We start from the raw sequence: 22,339 nt of genomic DNA, 5'->3' as shown, positions 1-22,339 counted from the left end.
TCTTCCAAATTTAGTTGCGGCGGTTTTTGCGTTTAAACTTACGTTCTTTTCGCTCTTGAAAAGGCATCGCAAGAGCTGCAAATTCCTTTAATGCACGACGATAAACATCACGCTTAAATGACACCACCTGACGCACCGGATACCAATAGCTGACCCAACGCCAACCATCAAATTCTGGTGTGTTTCCTCGCTGCATATTGACCTTGGACTCATCACATTCCAAGCTCAGCAAAAACCACTTCTGCTTTTGCCCGATACAAACAGGTTTTGAGTCCCAACGAACTAGACGCTTTGGTAATTTATAACGTAGCCAATGGCGGCTAGATGCTACAATTCTTACGTCCTTTTTCGTTAGTCCTACTTCCTCATACAGTTCGCGATACATAGCTTGTTCTGGTGTTTCACCATCGTCTATGCCACCTTGTGGAAACTGCCAAGAGTGTTGTCCATATCGTCGAGCCCAGAATACTTGGCCGCGGCTATTGCAGATAACAATTCCTACATTAGGACGGTATCCATCGCCATCAATCACTGGACGACCTCAATTATAAATATCTATTACCTCGATTTTTTCACATAATGTGGGTAAGGGTAAACAAACATTCTAATTAATAACTCTTTTTTCCTACATTCCCCGCACTTTCTGGATAACTTCACACTTCATATAACTTTATGAACATCCAAATGAGACCTATCCCACATTTATTCACTCTTTCTGTGGATAGATTTGTGTAGAAACTCAATTTCAAGCCCAAATTAACGACATCACCATTCAAGAATCATGAATAAAAAACACGAGAATATTTAATAATAAACTTTAAAAACATAGCCTTATAACAAAAACAATCATATAACTCAGTTTGATTATAAAAGATCCTAACGAACAAAAAACGGATCGGTCAAAGATCGACCAACTTTATCTTTATCCACAATACCACTAAACTTTTGAATAAAAAAAACACAGTGACGCGCTCAATAACCACTCAAACCACTGTTCAAACAGCCAGTATCTGTTTTTTGATGATAATTTTTATTTTTGCCTGTGGATATCTTTTTCTTGGGATCCTAAGTCAACAATTTCAATATATCGTGCCATTATTTGTCAGTATCCTATTCGTGTTACCATTATGGTCTTATTTGCTACATAGATTTTTATCATGCGCCCCACCCCTTTATCTGAAAATGAACTATTACAACGAGCCCAAGAGTTGGCAGGTCTGACCCTGGGAGAATTAGCACATCAAGCAGGAATCGCTGTCCCTCCTGATCTTCGTCGAGATAAAGGCTGGGTGGGTCAACTGCTCGAATGGCACTTAGGGGCCAGTGCTGGCAGTAAACCCGTCCCTGATTTTGCCGAACTTGGCATTGAGCTAAAAACCATCCCGATTGGCTATAGTGGCAAACCACTAGAAACCACTTTTGTTTGTGTTGCGCCGTTAATTGGTGTTCAAGGGCTCAGTTGGCAGCAAAGCCATATTCGGCACAAATTAGCGCGTGTATTGTGGATACCCGTTGAAGGTGAACGCGATTTACCCCTAGCAGATAGGCATGTTGGTTCTCCTTTGATTTGGAGTCCATCAGCACAAGAAGAAGCGCAATTACAGCAAGATTGGGAAGAGTTAATGGATATGATTGTCTTAGGGCAAGTAGAGCAGATCACCGCACGCCACGGAGAAGTTCTACAATTACGTCCTAAAGCAGCCAATAGCAAAGCATTAACTGAAGCCTATGGTGCTAATGGTCAGCCAATCAAAACACTGCCTCGAGGTTTCTACTTAAAAACCAATTTTACCGCCGCTATTTTAGAACGTTACTTTATCTGTTAACTCAGCCTAGCCTCGGTTAAATATAACCGCAATTGACGTGCAGCTGGACCTGCTGGATGTAAACGAGTCCAAACAATATCAACACCTTGATGCCAAGTTTGCCCTTCAAAACTCAATGGAAGGCGTGTTAGCACATTTGCGGTAATTAAATCTTTCACCATATCTAAAGGCACCACAGTCCAGCCAATCCCTCCCATCACTAAGTTCACTGCGCTAATGGCACTTTCCGTACTCCATATTGAATCAGAAACTTGCCAACGCTTATGTTGATGATGACGACCAGATAGGACAATTTGGCGATGGGTAATAAGGTCGGGCCAATCAATTTGTGACTTGCGAGCTAATGGGTGAGAAGGAGCCACAATACAGACCATAGCCAAGCTACCAATACCGTACGCTTCAATTTCCTGAGGTAGCGTATCAAGTTGAAGTAGAGCCCCTATTTGCGCCCGGCCTGAATTGAGTAAAGAGACAATTTCATCTTCAGTTGCATTTAAAATTTCAATCTCAACAAATGGGTAGTCTTGCTCAAATTTGGCTAAAGCTTGGGTTAGCGGTTGACTCATTGTCATCGACTGCAACGCAATAGTTAGCTTTGATTCAACCCCTTGCTGTAATTCATCTGCATTGGCAACTAACTGTTGGCATTGGGATAGGATCCGCTTAGCTTTTACCAACAGTGTACGCCCATGCTCGGTAAGTTGTGGCTTTCGCGTAGTACGATCAAACAAAGTCACATTAAGATCCAATTCCAAATTGGCTATCGCTGTACTGATCACAGATTGCGCTTTATTTAATTTTCGAGCTCCGGCTGAGAAAGAGCCCGTTTCAGCGGCGGCGACAAAAGCCTCCAATTGCTCAATAGAAAACTGCATCTGAAATATCCATAAAACCGATAGTAACTAACTTTGTATTATCTATTTTATACCTAAAATAACCATCAGAACGTCAACAATAGACAAATAAGGGTTAAAAATGCGTACTACATTGGATCGAATTCGTCATGCCATTGGTTTTGAAGTAATAGCTCTTACACTGATCATGCTTGGCTTTAGTCTATTTAGTAGCATGGAAGTACATAAGATTGGAATTTTAGGCCTTGGTTTCTCTCTGTTCACAACAGGCTGGAACTTTGTTTATAACATTCTGTTTGATAAAGGTATGCTACGCTTCACTGGCAGATTAGAAAAAACATTTAAGCACAGAGTTATTCATGCTGTATGCTTTGAAATCAGCTTGTTATGGTTAACATTACCAGTTATGGCGTGGTTTTTGGACATCACATTGTGGCAAGCTTTGATCATGGATTTGGGATTAGTGATCTTCTATTTCTTCTATACTTATGCGTATAACTGGGCTTATGACTTGTGGTTCCCTATTCCAAGTTCAGCCACCATAAATAAAGCTCATATTGCTTAATGACTAACTAAACATATTTAGCCCGTATTTTACCGCTTAATAGCAATAAGATACGGGCTTGACTGATTTATCTTTTGTTCGGATGAAGATCGTATTTTTTGAGTAAGCGATACATTGTTGCCCGAGAAACACCTAATTCTTTAGCCGATGCCGTAATTTTATTCTTGTTATTTTCAAGTACCTTCACGACCGCAGCTTTCTCGGAATCTGCACGCGCTTGCTTTAGACTATTACTATCTTCTTGATTTATTGGCAATTCAAGTAGATCAGAACCAACGCATTGATGATCTGCAAGTAAAGCAACACGTTTTAATTTACTAACTAGCTCACGCACATTTCCAGGCCACTGATATTGTCTCATGGCACTTAAAGCATCTTCAGTAAAGTATTTCGCAACGCCATTGTACTGTCGAGAATATTGCAGCAATAAGAGCTCTGCTAGCCCTACAATGTCTTCTCCTCGCTCTCTTAATGGTGGTACAGAGATCGACATAATATTTAAGCGGTAATAAAGCTCATTGATTAACTGACCTGCAGATAGTAATTCTTGATTTGATAAAGCTGTTGAGGCGATCACACGTAATGAAGTATAAACACGTTCACCTTTGCTATCTGGGTAATAACCAAACTCTAAAATTTGCAGTAATTCAATTTGGCGCTCTTGTGATAGACAAGCTATATCGTCTAGAAATAACACACCGCCGTGCGCTAATTTAAGACAATTTTTAATCCCTTGCGAGGTTTGGATATTCCAATTTGGTAGCAACTCTCGACAATCAACTCGAATAAACGGTGATTTAGATCGAATCGAACCTCGATGAATCGCTTGTGCTACCAACTCTTTTCCAGTGCCAATCTCACCTTGGATTAAGACAGGAAGATCTGATATTGCGGTACGAGTTACCTGATTCTGCAGTTTACGCATCACTAAACTTTGACCTTGAAGGCCAACCTGTCCTAACTGGCGTAGTTCTGGCCAAACATGACGCTCAAGCGCTAACATCCCGCATTGATGGCCAATAGTTGTGAGTAACTGAGGTATAGGAATAGGTAAAGAAAAATAATCAAAACAAAAGCTTACAATAAATTGGCATACAGCTTCATTACTTAATTGCTTTTCATCGATTAAAGCGATCCAGCGAACTTGTTTATGTCGGTGTAGAAGATTGGCTAAACTGTGCAGACTAAAATAATGCTGGCTTAAATCAACTAATCCAATACATGGGCCAAGTTCAAGCAGTAAAGATTCAGCCATTCTCATATCTTGACAAAAATGGCAATGCCAATCGCTGTTACTTAGCGCCTGTTGACAGGCTGAATCTATAGAACCAAAGATAAAAAGATTGCCTGCAGTTGGCTCAATATTAAATAGTGTACGCAAGTATGATGCCTTTAGAATGCTTATTATATTTTTATTTTTACCTTTATTTATATTGTAATTAATAAAAAAAAGCCACCGACAAAAACGGTGGCTTAGATTTACATTCAGCGAAATTATGCTTGAGGGCGCATTGCAGGGAACAAAATAACGTCACGAATAGTATGCGTATTAGTAAATAGCATAACTAGACGGTCGATACCGATACCTTGACCTGCTGTTGGTGGTAAGCCGTGCTCAAGTGCTGTGATGTAGTCAGCATCGTAGTACATTGCTTCGTCATCGCCGGCATCTTTTGCATCAACCTGAGCTTTAAAGCGCTGGTCTTGGTCTTGAGCATCATTAAGCTCAGAGAAACCATTTGCCACTTCACGACCACCGATGAAGAATTCAAAACGGTCTGTAATGAATGGGTTTTCATCGTTACGACGAGCAAGAGGAGAAATGTCTGCTGGGTACTCAGTAATGAACGTAGGTTGCATTAGTTGAGGTTCTGCAGTTTCACCAAAGATCTCTTCAAGAAGCTGACCACAAGTCCAGAAATCTTCCACATCAACGTGTACAGATTTTGCAATCTTAACCATAAGTTCACGATCCGCTACGCCTTCATAAGTTAGCGCTTGGATTTCTGCGTGATCTGGGTTGTAGTGTTTGATAGCGTCTAGCATGCTCATACGAGTGTAAGGGCCTGCAAATTCCACTTCAAAATCACCGTAAGGCATCTTAGATGAACCTAGAACTTCGATAGCAATGCTGCTTAGCATCTCTTCAGTTAGATCCATCAGATCACGGTAATCAGCGTACGCCATATAGAATTCCATCATAGTGAATTCTGGGTTATGACGAGGAGATAGACCTTCGTTACGGAAGTTACGGTTGATTTCGAATACGCGCTCAAAACCACCAACCACTAGACGCTTAAGGTAAAGCTCTGGTGCAACACGTAGGTACATATCGATGTCTAACGCGTTGTGGTGAGTGATAAATGGACGAGCCGTTGCACCACCTGGGATCACGTGCATCATAGGAGTTTCCACTTCCATGAAGCCTTTAGTTACCATGAAGTTACGGATTGCCGATACCACTTGAGAGCGGATCTTAAACGCTTTGCGAGAATCGTCATTTACGATTAGGTCAACGTAACGCTGACGGTAACGCATTTCTTGGTCAGTTAGACCGTGGAACTTCTCTGGTAGTGGACGAAGTGCTTTAGTTAGCAGCTCGTACTGATCCATATTTACATATAGATCGCCTTTACCTGATTTGTGAAGCTCACCTTTAATACCGATGATGTCACCGATATCTAGACCTGAATATTTGTCTTTCAGCTCTTTTTGTACATCTTTAGATGCGTAAGCTTGAATACGACCCGTTACATCTTGAATCGCTAGGAATGGACCTCGCTTAGCCATAATACGACCAGCGATAGCAACTACTTGCTTAGCTTCTTCTAGCTCTTCTTTAGTCATTTCGCCGAATTTAGCCTGCAGGTCTGCCGCTAGGCTATCGCGACGGAAATCGTTCGGGTGGCCATTTGCTTTGCAATCTTTGCGAATCATATCTAGCTTCGCACGACGTTCAGCAATTAGCTTATTCTCATCTTGTACTTGATCAGTCATAGGTTACCCTTAATTTTTAACCGCAAATCGGGTTAGAGACCTGATTTCAGGCTGGCTTCAATGAAACGGTCTAAATCGCCGTCTAGTACTGCTTGGGTGTTACGATTTTCCACCCCAGTACGTAAATCTTTAATTCGAGAGTCATCCAGAACATAAGAACGGATTTGACTACCCCAACCGATATCAGACTTAGAGTCTTCGTTCGCTTGTTTTTCAGCATTTTGCTTTTGCATTTCAAGTTCAAACAGCTTCGCTTTTAACTGCTTCATTGCTTGATCTTTGTTTTTATGCTGCGAACGGTCATTCTGACACTGCACCACGGTATTAGTTGGTACGTGAGTAATACGTACCGCAGATTCGGTGGTGTTTACGTGCTGACCACCAGCACCAGAGGCGCGGTATACGTCAATACGTAGATCAGATGGATTGATATCGATATCAATATTGTCATCCACTTCTGGATATACGAAGGCAGATGCAAACGAGGTATGACGACGGCCACCTGAATCAAATGGGGATTTACGAACTAAACGGTGAACACCTGTTTCTGTACGTAACCAACCATAAGCGTACTCGCCACTGATACGAATTGTTGCAGATTTTAGACCTGCGACGTCACCTTCAGACACTTCAATAACTTCAGTCTTAAAGCCCTTAGCATCGGCCCAACGCAAGTACATACGTAACATCATAGATGTCCAGTCTTGCGCTTCAGTACCGCCAGAGCCTGCTTGTAGGTCTAGGTAACAATCGGAACCATCATGATCGCCAGAGAACATACGACGGAATTCAAGCTTAGCCAGTTTCGCTTCAAGCTCAGCTAGCTCTGGTTCAATTTCGTCAAACGTTTCTTGGTCTTCTGCTTCTACTGCAAGCTCAAGTAGACCTTCAACGTCATCAACGCCTTGATCTAGTTGATCGATGGTTTCAACAACCGCTTCAAGTGATGCACGCTCTTTACCTAACGCTTGTGCACGTTCAGGCTCATTCCATACATCAGGTTGCTCTAATTCTGCATTGACTTCTTCTAGACGCTCTTTCTTAGCATCATAGTCAAAGATACCCCCTAAGGACATCAGTACGTGCTGATACGTCCGCTAGACGGTTTTTAATAGGATTAATCTCGAACATTGCCACTCATCATCGTCGAAATGGACATAACCGCAGGATTCTATCGAATTGTAGATAGAATATACAGGGGGGAGAGATAGGAATCGGAAAATTATTACGAGAGTGGCGATAATTCAGGCTTTTTTCGCCACTCTAAGTCGAGATTAAGAGATGAAGTCTTATTTTGCCGCTAAATGCTCAATCATTAATTGCACACTGCGATTACCGCGAAATTCATTAATATCGAGTCGATAAACTAACTCAACTTGCTGAACTGAAGCATCGGGCCAGCGTTTAAGATCTACGTTAAAAGCGATCGCATCAATAACACTACCTCCATGTAGCGGCTCAACCATCATTTTAAGATGCTTACCGCCAACTAATTTTTGATGAAGCAATCGAAACGTTCCATCAAATGTCGGTTCAGGAAATTGCTGTCCCCACGGCCCACCCGCACGTAACATTTCTGCAGTATCTAAATTAAATTCATTGGCTTCCAATTCACCGTCGGTTAGCAATACACCTTTTAGCTCATCTTCGCCCAATTCATTACGCACCGCTTGATCAAAGGCGCGACTAAAGGCATCCAATTGCTTAGTATCTATGGTTAAACCCGCTGCCATTGCATGTCCACCAAACTTAGCGATCATGCCTGGGTTTTGTGTATCAATAAGATCCAACACATCACGCATATGTAACCCTGGAATGGAACGGCATGAACCTTTAATTTGCTCATTCCCCGCATCGGCAAAACAGATCACTGGACGATGAAATTTTTCTTTAATCCGCGATGCTAAAATGCCTATCACCCCTTGGTGCCAATCTTTTTGAAACAGCACTAAGCCATAAGGCATATCGTTGGCACTAAATTTTAGTCGCTCACAAATGGCTAGCGCTTCCTCTTTCATGCCTTGTTCAATCTCTTTACGGGTTTGATTTAACCCATCAAGTTCGGTAGCCATACGACGAGCAGATTGAATGTTGTCACATAAGAGTAGCTCAACACCAAAAGCCATATCATCAAGACGACCTGCGGCATTAATTCGAGGACCTAGAGCAAAACCAAGATCGCTGGTCACTATCTTTTGCGGATCGCGATTAGCAACTTCAATTAAAGCTTGAATACCCGGGCGACAACGACCCGCACGAATACGTTGTAGGCCTTGATGGACTAAAATACGGTTATTACCATCTAGTGCAACCACATCGGCAACGGTGCCCAATGCAACTAAATCGAGTAATTCAGCTAAGTTTGGCTCAGGAATATTTTGTTGCGTAAACCAATCGGTTGCTCGTAACTGAGCTCGAAGAGCCAACATCAGATAAAACGCAACCCCCACCCCGCACAATGCTTTCGAAGGAAAACCGCACTCATTTAAGTTAGGGTTAACAATCGCATCAGCGTTAGGCAGTATATCGCCAGGCAGGTGGTGATCGGTCACAACGACCGTTAAGCCTTTCTCTTTTGCATAAGCAACTCCAGACAGTGAAGACACACCATTATCGACTGTCATGATCACTTCAACGCCTTTCGCCAGCGCTTGATCCACCACTTCAGGACTTAATCCATACCCATCATCAAAACGGTTTGGTACCAAGTAATCCACGTTTTGACAGCCAAGCATCTTAAAGGCGAGCACTGACAACGCAGAACTGGTTGCCCCATCTGCGTCAAAATCGCCCACGACAATAATACGTTGATTATTACGTAAAGCTTGCTCTAATAAATCCACCGCTTGAGCCATTCCATAGAGTTGGTTATAGCTCAACAAGCCTTTAGCTCCACGCTCTAACTCACCATCATGGGTAATCCCACGGCTAGCATAAATACGTTTTAATCGGGCTGGAATAGCATCGGAAAAGCCAGAAATATCCGCTTCTGGTCGGCGTTTTATTTCAATCATGAGCAAACTTCTTTTTAATCTTTATCTCGCCATCTTACTTGGTCTACCAGTAATAAAAAAGCCCAACAGTTAAGCTGCTGGGCTTCCATCAATATTACTGCAAATTACTTTTTGCTCTGTTGTGCATCCAGCATCTGGCTTAGTGATGCCGCTGGCTGGTAACCAGGAATCATAGTGCCATCTTCTAGTACAATTGCAGGTGTACCATTCACACCCATAGCCACACCTAGCTCATAATGCTTTTTAATCAGATCGGTACGTGGAGTAATGCCTTTTGGATCAAATGAGCCATTTTTTGCATCATCCATCGCTTTTGCTCGATCTTTTGCACCCCAAATCTGAGCCATTTGCATAAAGTTGCCTGACTGCTCACCGCCACGAGGGAATGCTAGATAACGAACCGTAATGCCTTTGTCGTTATACGCTTGCATTTCATTGTGCAGTTTACGGCAGTAACCACAAGTTGTATCAGTGAAAACTGTAATGACATGCTTTTGATTCTTAGCAGGATAGATGATCATCTCATCTTCCATTCCTTGTAGCTTATCTTTATTGATCTTAGCCATTTTCTGCTCTGTCACATTAACAGGTTGAGCAGCTTGGTTGTCATAAAGATGACCAACAATGAAATAATTACCGTCATCTGAGGTGTAAACAATACCACGCTCAGTGACAACCTCATTTAGGCCTGCTACCTGAGAGGCCGTAATTTCTGTTGGCACTAAACCAATCGCGCTCAACTTTTTAGTAATTGCCGCTTTATTTGGCGCAGCAGAAGCAGAAAATGCAGTCGCTGCGATAACAGTTGCCAGTAGGGTTCGGCCGATAATGTGCATGCAATACATCCTTTTTAAATAAACAGTGGTCAATAAGACCGCACTAAAGTGCAAAAATTTCAATTAAGACCACAGAAAGCCGTGATAATTTCAAACTCATTTTGCGAAACTGGAGAATAATCGATCGTTATTCATTTCGCCAATACTATCATCACAATAGCATCTTCAATTTATCAACCACGCGGGTGATGCTGTTCATGCAATTGCTTCAAGCGCTCCGTTGCAACATGAGTATAAATTTGAGTTGTAGATAAATCACTATGACCAAGCAACATCTGTACCACTCGCAGATCAGCACCATAATTGAGCAAATGCGTTGCAAAAGCATGACGCATTACGTGTGGTGACAATGTATCAGCGTCAATTCCTGCTAGTACCGCATAATGTTTAATACGGTGCCAAAATGTCTGCCGTGTCATTTGTTGGGCTCGTTTACTTGGGAAAACCACATCTGAACTTTTCTCCCCCAACAACATAGGACGTCCTTGAGCAAGAAACTGTTCAATCCAATCTACGGCGTTTTCTCCCATCGGTACTAAACGTTCTTTATCGCCTTTACCGACAACACGAACCACACCTTGACGCAAACTGATATTTTCCATCGTTAGGCTAACTAACTCGGTAACACGAAGACCCGTTGCGTACAACAATTCCAACATGGCTTTATCTCGTAACTCAATAGGATCATCGACATTTGGCGCATCTAATAACGCATCGACCTGAGCTTCACTGATATCTTTTGGTAAACGCTTAGGTAATTTCGGGCTAATTAACATCGCACTAGGATCATCGACACGTATTTTTTCGCGGTGAAGATATTGGAATACACGACGGATAGCTGACACCATTCGAGCACGAGATGTTTGTTTATAATCTTGGTCAAATAGCCACTGTTGGTAACGTTGTAAATCGTCAGCCGATATCGACTCTAATACCAACTTATGCTCTTTCATCCACATCATTAGCTTGGTTAAATCATTACGATAAGAGGCAAGTGTATTCTCAGATAGCCCTCGCTCCATCCACATTGCATCTAAAAAACGCTCAATAACAACGTCGTCGTTTTCCACAGAAACCTCTTATATCAAACCCAAACACATGGATATAAACACAGTATTTTTCCTATAGTAGTCGATTTAATCGCAAAAGTAACTTGCCAATGCGATCACAACAAGCAAAGATCGGTGAATAATAATGGAATTGGTATCAGACCAATCGATCAGCATGTCCATAGGATCTCAGTATGAAAATCGGCTTATTTTATGGCTCAACAACCTGCTACACCGAAATGGCAGCAGAAAAAATTCGTGACTGTCTTGGCCACGATCTTGTCTCCGTCTTTAATATCAAAGAGACACCTATTAGTGAGATGAACTCATTTGATCTGTTGATCTTAGGTATTTCAACCTGGGATTTTGGTGAACTACAAGAAGACTGGGAAGCGGTATGGCGACAATTAGATGGTTTAGACCTTAACGGCAAAACCATTGCACTGTTTGGCCTAGGTGATCAAGAAGGTTATACCGAGTGGTATCTTGATGCGATGGGAATGCTGCATGATAAGCTATTACCAACCGGGGTTAATGTCATCGGTTATTGGCCTAATGACGAGAACTACCAGTTTACCGCTTCTAAAGCATTGACGGACGATGGAGAGTTCTTTGTAGGGCTAGCTCTTGATGAAGACAGTCAATATGAACTTAGCGATGAGCGTATCACAACTTGGTGCGGCCAAATTATGACTGAGTATGCAGAAGCTCTAAGCTAACACTGATTAAGAATCCAGAACAAAAAACGGGATGCCTAACTGCATCCCGTTTTTATTGTGTTTATGACTTTTTACTATACCGTTCGAGTTTGATGCTCAGCACCGTTACCACCGATAAAACGAGTCACGACTAAGGCGATAAAGGTTGGTAGAACCCATGCCATACCATAGTCATATAGAGGTAGAACATTTAGTGCCGACATATCAAAACCAAGGTACTTAGCCACATCGATTAAGCTAAACAGTAGAGAAACTGCAAGTACTACACGATAAGCCAGTGCAGGATTTGGTAACCAGCGACGGACAAAAGTTAATGCAACTAATGCAATAGCCACCGGATATAGAGCAAACAGTACTGGAATTGATAATGTAATCAGCTGATTTAGACCAACATTGGCAACAACAGCACAGATTACCGCTAAAATGACTGCCCACTTCTCATAAGAAAGCTTAGTTAATGAGCTGAAGTAATCCGAACATGCACTAATTAGACCGATAGCTGTAGTCAAACAAGCTAGTAGCACAATGGCAGACAGAATAATTTGTCCTGTTGAACCAAATAGTGCTTGAACATACGCAGTTAGAATTTCACCACCATTTGCTGCACCACCTGCAACAGTCGAGCTGGTTGCACCAAGGTAGAATAGAGAAACATAAACAAATGCTAAACCAGCGGCAGCAATCAAACCGGCATAGATAAGATAAGTACAAGTCTCTTTCTCATCAGTAATACCTTTACTGCGGATCACATCGACAATCAGCATACCAAACATCAGCGCGGCAAAAGTATCCATGGTGTTATAACCTTCAAGGAAACCTTTAGTAAATGGCTGAGTCACATAATCTGCTTGAGCTGCTTCAATAGCACCTTGAGGGTTAACAAAAACCGCAATCGCAAGAATGGCTAGTACCGCAAATAATGCTGGCGTTAAAAACTTACCGATCATGTCGATCAGTTTGCCTCGCGACCACGCAAAAAACAGTGCGACAGCAAAGAAAATAACCGAGAAAACTGTCAAACTTGTTTGGCCAGCATCGGCACCTAGAAACGGTTTTACTGCCATCTCATATGCTACAAGACCTGTACGCGGCGCTGCAAAAGCGGGACCGATAATAATGAAGATCAGCACTGCCATCAGGGTTGCAACAAATGGAGGAAGATCGCGAGTTAACCCTTTCCATCCACCACCAGCAAGCGCAACAGCAATAATACCAATTAGAGGTAAACCGACCGCTGTTACTAAGAAGCCAAACATTGCAGATCCCATATGTTCACCCGCTTGCAATCCAGCTAGCGGTGGAAAAATGATATTACCTGCGCCTAAAAAGAATGCGAAAGTCATAAAGCCTAACGCAAAGATGTCCGTTGCTTTGAGTGATCTTTTCAAACTGCACCTTCCACTCTTAATCATTAATGTTGTTGTGTCTGTTTTGTAATTATTTAGTCTATGTCACAATTTAGATATTACTGGCTGTGACACATCTCTCAGCATAATGACTAAAAAGAGTTCGATAAGCAACAGGGTAGTGAAAAACACCATAATCTAAAGTGTAAAGATTAAAAAACTAGAATTAACCTCCAAATCAGAAAATCATTTCAGAGCTATAGTCTGGATTACATGGGTTTTCAGAAATATAACAAACAGAATTAATATCTATTTAACATTTTTTAAACAACACAAGCTAAAGTATTTGTTCCCTTTCTGACGCAAAATCCATATGGATATTGTGGTTTTGACAAAAATAACGTGATGAGACAGCACAATGAGCAGCGGATTTACTCTTAAACAATTTCATGTAAACCATGGTGGATGTGGTATGCCCGTTAGCACCGATGGCATTTTGTTAGGAGCCTGGGCCAAACTCGATCAAACGCAGCCAATCTTAGATATTGGAACAGGGAGTGGTCTACTGGCATTAATGGCAGCACAGCGAACCTGTGACGCTTCCATTACTGCAATAGAGTTGAATCCAACTGCAGCTCTGGTGGCTAAGGATAACTTTGGTCACTCACCTTGGTCAGCACGCCTTTCGTGTATTGAAGCCAACTTAATTCATTGGTTTCCAACTATTTCTAAGCAAACATTTGGTTCTATTGTCTGTAATCCACCTTATTTCAATTTTGGTCAACAAGCTCAGCAAGGGCAACGGGCACAAGCTCGTCATACCGACACATTAAGCCATAGTGCGTTACTCCACGCACTTAAGCATTTACTGGCTGATAACGGTCAAGCAAGCCTAATTTTGCCCACTTACGAAGGCGAACAACTGATTAAAGCTGCGACCGATTATGGCTTATCTTGTTGTCGACTGTGTCGGGTGCAATCTACAGCTCAAAAACCAATCTTTCGTTTATTAATGGCATTTACCGCCAGTGAAAACCGAAATTGTGAAGAGACAACACTTTGTATTCACGATGGAAATGGCTATTCCGCGGAATTTATTGCTTTGACACAATCTTTCTACCTGAATATGTAATATGCTTTTATCTTAAAGCTGGGCTGCAACTTGCCTCAATTTGGGTATATAATGCCGCCCCTTAAACTTTGGCTATCCTTAATGAGTCAAAGATCATACTGTTTTTAAAGTCTTAGGAGACATAACTGGTGAGAGACTTTTCCGAATTAGAGTTAGATAGCGAACTGCTACGCGCGATTGAAGAGATCGGTTACAGCCGCCCAACCGTGGTACAGGCACAGGCTATCCCTCACGCCCTTGACGGTAAAGATGTCATGGCGTCTGCACCAACAGGAACCGGAAAGACCGCTGCGTTTCTTCTTCCTATGATTCAACACCTAATGGACTTTCCGCGCCGTAAGCCAGGTCCTGCTCGTGTTTTAGTCTTAACCCCAACACGTGAGCTTGCGATTCAGGTTGCAGATCATGCTCGTGCACTAGCGAAATACACCGATCTGAAGATCTTTACGATTACAGGTGGTATCTCTTACGATGAACACGCAGAACTGCTAGGTAAAACCCAAGATATCGTGGTTGCAACTCCAGGCCGTTTGATGGAATACATTGAAGCAGAACGCTTTGATTGTCGTGCTATCGAATGTCTGATCCTAGATGAAGCTGACCGTATGCTAGATATGGGCTTTGGTAAGATTGTTGAGCGCATTAATAAAGAGTGTCGCTGGCGTCAACAGAGCCTATTGTTCTCTGCAACATTAGAAGGTAAAGGTGTTCGTGAATTCTCGCAGCACATCTTAAATGAGCCGCTAGAAGTAAACGCAGAGCCATCACGTCGTGAGCGTAAGAAAATCCATCAGGTTTATCACCGTTGTGACAACATGGAGCACAAGTTAGCAATTCTTGAGCACCTACTTCGTAACGATGCTGAACGTACCATTATCTTTGTGAAAACCCGTGAGCGTCTTGCTGAACTGCGTGGTCAATTAGAGACTCGTCAGATCAAGTGTTGCTGGATCCAAGGTGAAATGGCACAGGCTGCACGTAGTAACACTATTCGCCGTTTCCGCGAAGGTGTGATTAACGTAATGATCGCAACTGACGTTGCCGCTCGTGGTATCGATTTACCTGATGTTAGCCATGTAATTAACTTTGACATGCCACGTACTGCAGATGTGTATCTACACCGTATTGGCCGTACTGCACGTGCTGGTAAAAAAGGTAGTGCGATCTCGCTTGTTGAAGCTCATGATCAAGCAATGATGGAACGTGTTTGTCGTTACATTAAAGAAGATGTTCCAGAGCGCTTTGTTGAAGGTCTACGTCCTGCAACGAAGAAAGCAGCAACGGTTAAGAAGAAAAAACCGAAAAATCTAGATAAAAAAGCCAAAGCTGAACTAGCGAAAAAGAAAAAGGCAAAAGCGAAAAAAGTTGCGAAAAAGGCAGCTAAAAAAACAGCGCCTAAAACAGCGCCTAAAACAGCGCCTAAAACAGCGCCTAAAACAGCGTAATTTAGATTTTATTTCTTAAGTAATCAAATAACCAAAAAGCGGGAATATCAATATTCCCGCTTTTTTTATCTATGCTTACTCAACTAAATCCTGAGTATTTTTTATTGCTCTTCGCGTTTAAATACCAACTCTGTTGCGGTCGATTCTGCTGCGACAAAGTAATATCCTGCGGCATCAAACTCTTTCAGTTTTTCAATTGAATCTATTTGGTTATCAATAATATAACGCGCCATTAAACCACGAGCTTTTTTGGCATAAAAGCTGATCACCTTATATTGCCCTTTTTTAGCGTCTTTAAAGACTGGGGTAATAATGGTTCCTTTTACCTGCTTAGGCTTAACCGATTTAAAGTACTCATTAGAGGCTAAGTTTACTAAAATATCGTCGCCTTGCTCTGCCAGTGCCAGATTAACCTTATCTGTAATAATGTTACCCCAAAATTGATATAGGTTTGCTCCGCGCGGGTTTTCAAGCTTAGTTCCCATCTCTAAACGGTAAGGTTGCATTAAATCCAATGGACGCAATAAGCCATACAGGCCCGATAACATACGAAAATGTTGCTGAGCATACGCTATCTGCTTAGCAGTCATCGTTTCAGCAGCAAGACCTGTATACACATCACCTTTAAAGGCAAACATTGCAGGTCGGGCATTTTCAGGCGTAAATGTAGGGACCCACTCAGCAAAACGAGCAACATTAAGTCCTGCAATCTTATCGCTCACTTTCATCAAACGCGCAATATCCATCGGCGTTAACTCACGACATACCTCAATTAACTGCTGAGAGTGCTCTGTTAGCTCAGGCAACGTATATTGTTCGGTCACCAATGGTGATTCATAGTCGAGTGTCTTTGCTGGAGAAACAACAATTAACATATTTTTTATCCCTTGAATTCTGACAGTTACACCAATCTTGGTTATTTATTATTAGAATTGGTCTTTTGGATCCACTTGGATATAAGACTATCAGGTTAAACAAAAAAAGCCACGCACTGCTGCATGGCTTTAAGTATTGTTCTAATAGGTAAAAGATAACAACATCAAGGATTAAGATTTACTCTGATCCCAAATACCTTCTTCTAGTTGGGCATGTAACTCAGGATAGTCATTACTATCAAACGTAGGGACTTTCCCTTGAGCCAGTTGGTGATTGTAGTCTTTTGCTAATTTCACTACAGTGCCAGATAACAGCACAATGGCAACTAAGTTGATCAAAGCCATCATACCCATCGACACATCAGCCATTGCCCAGACCGTTGGTAGATCAGCTAATGCACCAAACATCACCATACCTAACACCACAACACGGAAAATGTTCAGACCCATCTTATGGTTATGCTCTAAGAAAATCAGATTAGTTTCTGCATAAGAATAGTTAGCAACTAGCGAAGTAAAGGCAAAGAAGAATATCGCAACAGCAATAAATATTGCTCCCCAATCGCCCACCTGAGAACTCAGAGCTTGCTGAGTCAATTGAATACCTGTGACGTCACCATGAGGGACATATTCGCCAGACATTAAAATAATCGCAACCGTTGCCGAACAGATAACAATAGTATCCATAAAAACACCTAACATCTGCACATAGCCTTGAGAGGCTGGATGTGGTGGATATGGCGTTGCCGATGCAGCAGCATTAGGCGCAGAACCCATACCTGCCTCATTAGAAAACAGGCCGCGTTTAAGTCCATTGATCATACCTTGTGCGATAGTATAGCCAAGAGCACCCGATGCCGCTTCACCAAAACCAAAAGCATTACTGATGATCATCATAATAACATCGGGTAATTTTTCGATATTGGCAAACATGATAAATAGGGCGATGGCAAGATAACACAGAGCCATCGCAGGGACTAAAATCTCGGCTGTACGTGCAATCGCTCGCAAACCACCAAAGATAATAACACCTGTCATTACAACCAGAACTAACCCGACATACAGAGGATTCCAACCAAAGGCAACGTGCATCGCTTGAGTAATAGAGTTGGCTTGAACAGAGTTAAAAACTAGGCCGAAAGCAATAATCAAGAAGATGGAGAACACAATTCCCATCCAGCGCATCCCTAAGCCTTTTTCCATATAGTAGGCAGGACCACCACGGTAGTTACCATCATCATCACGGGTTTTATATAACTGAGCTAGTGTACTTTCAGCAAAGGCTGTTGCCATACCTAGCATCGCAATTAACCACATCCAAAATACCGCACCAGGACCACCTAACGTCAAAGCAACTGCAACTCCGGCCATATTTCCGGTGCCAACACGAGCGGCCAAACTGGTACAAAGTGCTTGAAAAGAGGAGATACCAGATGGATCCGACTTGCGGCTATTTTTCATAACTTGGAACATATGTCCAAAGTGACGAAACTGAATAAAACCAAGACGATAAGTAAAATAGATTCCCACACCAATTAGGATGTAGATGAGTACAGAGCCCCATAGCAGATCGTTTAAAAAATTAATCTGGCTTGTCACAAACACCCCTTATACATTCAAAAAGCGCTCCTCCAATACGTACAAGTCGCATCGGATAAAACGCAAAACTGAGCCTTAATGGCAAATTAATGTCATACGCTGCTTGTTACTGTTATGTCATGATTATAGAAGTGGATTGAATAAAAAACCCAACTACAAGCAGTGAATAGCAAATGACTACATGTTGTTGCAACAACTCAAAGTGGCCGTTATCACTCCGCTTTTGTTGTTATTAGAATTTGGTGAAATAACCCCAATTATTTCAGCCAATATTTGCAATTCATTGGAAGTTAGAACTGCAGATGGACGCTGATCATGCTGATTTTACCAACAAAAATCAATATGCAAACAGATGAACCAGACAGCAATAAAATGGTATGAATAATACAGCAACGATAATACTGCCCCTCTTAATTGCAACCGTTTACGCCATCATAAGGAAGATTGGTTTATTTTTGAAAACAAGCAATTAGTTCTAATCTATAAGCTAAATATGTAAATGCCTAATTTACCGCACATCATGTTTAAAACATTGTTTTAATCTCTAGATATTTCCTTTGTTAATCGCAATAATTTTTTCATATGCATCAAATATCAACCAATAAATTGCAGCTAAAGTGAACAGCCTCCCATTGAAGTGAGAGCAAAGTCAAAAAAGCTTAATTTGTTCATAACAAAGATGAAACACATCGATTCTATTTTGCTCAGTTATATGATATTTAATTGCGGTGGTGAAAGACTCACCCTGTTGTAGGATAGAGGTGCTATATGGATAGCTATGCATTTGATGATTATATGGATTTTGAACCTGCTCCACGTCGTTCGCGCAGTAAGCCAGAAAAGCGTAAGTGGCGTGAAATAGAAGCCTTGAAAGATCGTCAAAGATTGAGAAAAGAGCTACAAGAGATGGATCTGCTCCACGATTACTCTCTTGATGATTTGGATTATTAACCTCGCAACAATTTAAGACACGCCTTCAAAGCAGCATCGAAGGCGTATCTTTCGTTTTCTACCATCAAATATCGATGTAATTATGTAAATTACGATAGCGATCGGCAACTTTACGCCCAAACAGTGGATCATCGATATCATCTTGATACTGCTCACTCACGCAGCGCCAGTCATACGGTGAAAAATCACGACGTAGCAGAGGAAAAATTTCTCGCTCTTCTAACTGTAAATGTGCTTTTTGACGCATGGCAAAATTATGTAATTTCTGCAAAAAAATTTCTTGTGGAATAACCGAATCAAGCAGAATCATATCCACAATATCAGCAAACTCAGCAGTAAGTTGGGTCAATTCTATATGTTCTTGCTCTAAGTTTTTAATCGACTGATTTTCACCATAATGAGCAAGGTAGTAATGATAAAGAATATCTTCTTTTGGATGATGATAACGATCGGCTTGGTATTGCAAATAATGGATAATATCTTGAATAAGGTGATAATCAATTTTCCCCCCATCCTCAACCAAACGTGCTTTTTGCAATAATATCTCTAGTAACAGGTTGATATTTCCGTGCTCTATATGAATTCTATCTAACATAGCGACTCCTTGCCCTTGAGTTCTTCCTGAACCCATAGAATATAGCTAAAAGTCGCCTGTCATGGCATGATCCTGATTATATTTTATCCACACAAATCACGATAAAAGACTAAACTTGCCACGTAATCGGAGTTTTATTCATCGCTTGCAGTAATGTATTGGTTTGCGAAAAATGCTGACAACCAAAGAAACCACGATAAGCAGAAAGTGGAGATGGGTGAGCTGATTTCAAGACATGGTGTTTCTGAGTATTGATCTTCTTACCTTTTTTCTGTGCGTGCGCGCCCCATAGCAAGAAGATAACGCCTTCACATTCTTGATCGATATGTTCAATCACTTTATCAGTAAACGTCTCCCAGCCGATCTTAGCATGGGAGTGAGCGTTACCTTGCTCAACCGTTAGTACTGTATTAAGTAACAATACCCCTTGTTCAGCCCAGGATTGTAAATAACCATGATCAGGAATAGTAAAACCATCAATATCCGTTGCTAGCTCTTTATACATATTCGCTAAAGATGGTGGCGTTTTTACTCCAGGTTTGACAGAAAAACTTAGGCCATGGGCTTGGTCTGGGCCGTGATAAGGGTCTTGGCCTAAAATAACAACTTTAACCTGATCTAAAGGAGTGGCGGTGAAGGCACTAAAAACATCATCTTCTGGCGGATACACCACTTTGCCTTGCTGACGTGCATTAGCAACATAGTTTTGGATCTGCTCAAAATATTCTTGTTGTTGCTGCTGTTGTAAAAAATTTTGCCAAGATTGCACCGAGCTATCTCCATCAATTAAGTCTGTTTATCGCCCTATTCTACCGTGCTTAGATCAGTTACAAAAGCTACGTAACTTAGCAATTTCTTGCTGCCAAATATCGGGATCAATTGTTTCAAGGACCAAAGGAATATTATCAAAACGCGGATCTTGCATTAAATAACGGAAGCAATCCCAGCCAATTTCACCCGATCCTAAACTGTTGTGACGATCTAAATGGCTACCTAACTTTCCTTTCGAGTCATTTAAATGCATACCTCGTAAATAGGGCATACCAACAATTTGGTCAAATTCAGCAAAGGTCTGTTCTGTGGCTTGCTCGGTACGTAAATCGTATCCAGCGGCAAAAGTGTGGCAAGTATCAATACATACGCCAACTCGGGTTTTATCTTCAACTTGCGCAATAATCTCTGCTAAGTGCTCAAAACGCCAGCCCAAGTTCGAACCTTGCCCTGCTGTATTTTCAATCACAGCTACCACATTTGGTACTGCTTGATGCGCCATATTGATTGATTCTGCGATCAAAGCAAGACAGTCACTCTCTGAAATTTTCTTTAAATGGCTACCTGGATGAAAATTCAATAGATGTAGCCCTAATTGTTGGCAACGATCCATCTCATCAATAAAAGCATTACGTGACTTTTCAAGTTTCTCTGCATCAGGGGAACCCAAATTAATCAAGTAAGAATCGTGAGGTAAGATTGCCTCAGGATGGAATCCGTATTGCTGACAGCGCGCTTTAAATGCCGTTATTGCAGATTGCTCTAAGGGTTTAGCAATCCACTGACGTTGATTTTTCGTAAATAGCGCAAAAGCATTAGCACCTATATTATGTGCATTAAGCGGTGCATTATAGACACCACCAACGGCAGAAACATGAGCTCCAATTAATTTCATTTTCACCTCTTTTTATATGTGACAAGAATCACATTTTTAGACATGTTTTTTTATAACAAGAATTACAACATAATCACGAAATAAGTCCCTCTTTCTCCGTAATACGCCCCATTTTGCCCCCATAAAATGTAGTAAACTTACTACATTTATACTTATAAATTATTTTTTAAAGAATATAACATTCATTGAAGGCTAGTAAAAATGCACTTAATTTGATTTGGCGCAAAGAAATAGCCCTATTGATTTTAATGTTTTTTGTGGTAAATTGATCTACATCAATACGTGAAACCACGCTTGCGGTTATATAATACGTAGCTCAAGACAAAAATTGAAAAAATTAACAACATCCCTGTGGAGAAAAAGTCATGATCACTGGTATTCAAATTACTAAAGCAGCTAACGAAGCACTACTAAATACTATCTGGATCCTAGATAGCGAAACAAATGAAGCGCGTTGTGTAGTAGCAGCTGCTGGTTTCGAAGCAGATCAAGTAGTACCTGCAGCAGACCTAGGTGAGATCGAGTACCGCGAACTAGCAATCGAAGCTCCAGCTAAGATTGAAGGCGGTCAGCACCTAAACGTAAACGTTCTTAAGCGCGAAACTCTAGAAGAAGCAGTTAAGCACCCTGAACTATACCCACAGCTAACTATCCGTGTATCTGGTTATGCTGTACGCTTTAACTCTCTAACTCCAGAACAGCAGCGCGACGTTATCTCTCGTACTTTCACTAACAGCCTATAATATTTGTTAGTTGAAAGCGCATTACTAAGATTGCGCTAATATAAATAGAAACGGCACCTTTCATTAGGTGCCGTTTTTTTATGTCTTTTTTATACCATTGATAAAAAAGTATTAATCAAAAATAGAG

21 protein-coding genes are annotated in these 22,339 nt (G+C 41.4%); 7 read left to right on the top strand and 14 right to left on the bottom strand.

Features of this window, described 5'->3' with window-relative positions; genetic code table 11:
* Positions 1-10: 10 nt before the first annotated feature.
* Positions 11-532: an RNA pyrophosphohydrolase gene (gene rppH / locus WAX86_RS02760; protein ID WP_036764409.1), complete on the bottom strand. Its 522-nt coding sequence runs from the start codon at positions 530-532 to the stop codon at positions 11-13.
* A 625-nt stretch (positions 533-1,157) separates the two neighbouring features.
* On the opposite strand from rppH, the gene mutH reads away from it, so the two are divergent.
* Positions 1,158-1,826 (top strand): DNA mismatch repair endonuclease MutH, encoded by a 669-nt coding sequence (gene mutH, locus WAX86_RS02755; protein WP_341489069.1) that lies wholly within the window; start codon positions 1,158-1,160, stop codon positions 1,824-1,826.
* On the opposite strand, the gene WAX86_RS02750 is transcribed toward mutH, so the two are convergent.
* Entirely contained in the window at positions 1,823-2,701 is an 879-nt protein-coding gene (locus tag WAX86_RS02750) for a LysR family transcriptional regulator (RefSeq protein ID WP_138240440.1), read from the bottom strand. The genes mutH and WAX86_RS02750 overlap by 4 nt on opposite strands.
* Positions 2,702-2,801: 100 nt before the next feature.
* Between WAX86_RS02750 and WAX86_RS02745 the strand changes: the two genes are divergently transcribed.
* Positions 2,802-3,245, top strand: coding sequence for a PACE efflux transporter (locus WAX86_RS02745; protein WP_341489068.1), 444 nt, complete (start codon positions 2,802-2,804; stop codon positions 3,243-3,245).
* Positions 3,246-3,312: 67 nt separating this feature from the next.
* Here WAX86_RS02745 and WAX86_RS02740 read toward each other — a convergent pair whose 3' ends face one another.
* From WAX86_RS02740 to xerD, 6 genes are all read right to left on the bottom strand, one after another.
* On the bottom strand, positions 3,313-4,626 hold the full coding sequence (locus tag WAX86_RS02740; protein ID WP_065172258.1) for a sigma-54 dependent transcriptional regulator: 1,314 nt from the start codon (positions 4,624-4,626) through the stop codon (positions 3,313-3,315).
* Positions 4,627-4,739: 113 nt separating this feature from the next.
* Positions 4,740-6,242: a lysine--tRNA ligase gene (lysS, locus tag WAX86_RS02735; RefSeq protein WP_068969501.1), complete on the bottom strand. Its 1,503-nt coding sequence runs from the start codon at positions 6,240-6,242 to the stop codon at positions 4,740-4,742.
* A gap of 32 nt (positions 6,243-6,274) precedes the next feature.
* A protein-coding gene (prfB, locus tag WAX86_RS02730) for a peptide chain release factor 2 (protein ID WP_107200432.1) occupies positions 6,275-7,373 on the bottom strand; the annotation gives its coding sequence in 2 pieces (ribosomal slippage) (positions 6,275-7,297 and positions 7,299-7,373; 1,098 coding nt in all).
* A 158-nt stretch (positions 7,374-7,531) separates the two neighbouring features.
* On the bottom strand, positions 7,532-9,256 hold the full coding sequence (gene recJ, locus WAX86_RS02725; protein ID WP_086957575.1) for a single-stranded-DNA-specific exonuclease RecJ: 1,725 nt from the start codon (positions 9,254-9,256) through the stop codon (positions 7,532-7,534).
* A 104-nt stretch (positions 9,257-9,360) separates the two neighbouring features.
* Positions 9,361-10,092, bottom strand: coding sequence for a bifunctional protein-disulfide isomerase/oxidoreductase DsbC (gene dsbC, locus WAX86_RS02720; protein WP_005301241.1), 732 nt, complete (start codon positions 10,090-10,092; stop codon positions 9,361-9,363).
* Positions 10,093-10,265: 173 nt separating this feature from the next.
* Entirely contained in the window at positions 10,266-11,162 is an 897-nt protein-coding gene (gene xerD / locus WAX86_RS02715) for a site-specific tyrosine recombinase XerD (RefSeq protein ID WP_005301242.1), read from the bottom strand.
* Between the two features lie 173 nt (positions 11,163-11,335).
* On the opposite strand from xerD, the gene fldB reads away from it, so the two are divergent.
* Complete coding sequence (fldB, locus tag WAX86_RS02710; protein WP_341489067.1) at positions 11,336-11,860, top strand: flavodoxin FldB; 525 nt, start codon at positions 11,336-11,338, stop codon at positions 11,858-11,860.
* A 74-nt stretch (positions 11,861-11,934) separates the two neighbouring features.
* Here fldB and brnQ read toward each other — a convergent pair whose 3' ends face one another.
* A complete protein-coding gene (gene brnQ, locus WAX86_RS02705) occupies positions 11,935-13,248 on the bottom strand; it encodes a branched-chain amino acid transport system II carrier protein (protein ID WP_036764412.1) in 1,314 nt (437 codons plus the stop codon).
* 376 nt (positions 13,249-13,624) lie between these two features.
* On the opposite strand from brnQ, the gene WAX86_RS02700 reads away from it, so the two are divergent.
* Together WAX86_RS02700 and srmB are read left to right on the top strand one after the other, a co-directional pair.
* Entirely contained in the window at positions 13,625-14,338 is a 714-nt protein-coding gene (locus WAX86_RS02700; protein WP_341489066.1) for a methyltransferase, read from the top strand.
* A 128-nt stretch (positions 14,339-14,466) separates the two neighbouring features.
* Positions 14,467-15,783: an ATP-dependent RNA helicase SrmB gene (gene srmB / locus WAX86_RS02695; RefSeq protein WP_106341121.1), complete on the top strand. Its 1,317-nt coding sequence runs from the start codon at positions 14,467-14,469 to the stop codon at positions 15,781-15,783.
* Between the two features lie 101 nt (positions 15,784-15,884).
* Here srmB and yaaA read toward each other — a convergent pair whose 3' ends face one another.
* Positions 15,885-16,658, bottom strand: coding sequence for a peroxide stress protein YaaA (gene yaaA, locus WAX86_RS02690; protein WP_341489065.1), 774 nt, complete (start codon positions 16,656-16,658; stop codon positions 15,885-15,887).
* Positions 16,659-16,829: 171 nt separating this feature from the next.
* Positions 16,830-18,257, bottom strand: a complete 1,428-nt coding sequence (locus WAX86_RS02685) for a sodium:alanine symporter family protein (protein WP_005301256.1) — start codon at positions 18,255-18,257, stop codon at positions 16,830-16,832.
* Between the two features lie 768 nt (positions 18,258-19,025).
* Here WAX86_RS02685 and WAX86_RS02680 point away from each other — a divergent pair.
* Positions 19,026-19,208 carry a DUF3545 family protein gene (locus WAX86_RS02680; RefSeq protein WP_005301258.1) on the top strand — a complete coding sequence of 61 codons (183 nt, stop codon included), beginning with the start codon at positions 19,026-19,028 and terminating at the stop codon, positions 19,206-19,208.
* Positions 19,209-19,272: 64 nt separating this feature from the next.
* On the opposite strand, the gene WAX86_RS02675 is transcribed toward WAX86_RS02680, so the two are convergent.
* The 3 genes from WAX86_RS02675 to nfo form a co-directional block, all read right to left on the bottom strand.
* Positions 19,273-19,803 (bottom strand): hemerythrin domain-containing protein, encoded by a 531-nt coding sequence (locus tag WAX86_RS02675; protein WP_005301261.1) that lies wholly within the window; start codon positions 19,801-19,803, stop codon positions 19,273-19,275.
* A 109-nt stretch (positions 19,804-19,912) separates the two neighbouring features.
* Complete coding sequence (ung, locus tag WAX86_RS02670; protein ID WP_158135677.1) at positions 19,913-20,572, bottom strand: uracil-DNA glycosylase; 660 nt, start codon at positions 20,570-20,572, stop codon at positions 19,913-19,915.
* Positions 20,573-20,626: 54 nt separating this feature from the next.
* Complete coding sequence (gene nfo / locus WAX86_RS02665) at positions 20,627-21,469, bottom strand: deoxyribonuclease IV (protein ID WP_341489064.1); 843 nt, start codon at positions 21,467-21,469, stop codon at positions 20,627-20,629.
* Positions 21,470-21,834: 365 nt separating this feature from the next.
* On the opposite strand from nfo, the gene grcA reads away from it, so the two are divergent.
* A complete protein-coding gene (gene grcA, locus WAX86_RS02660; RefSeq protein WP_065172268.1) occupies positions 21,835-22,212 on the top strand; it encodes an autonomous glycyl radical cofactor GrcA in 378 nt (125 codons plus the stop codon).
* Positions 22,213-22,339: the final 127 nt, after the last annotated feature.

The organism is Photobacterium damselae subsp. damselae (assembly GCF_038086725.1).
Lineage (GTDB): Bacteria > Pseudomonadota > Gammaproteobacteria > Enterobacterales > Vibrionaceae > Photobacterium > Photobacterium damselae.
This window is presented reverse-complemented; position numbering and strand designations above follow the sequence as displayed.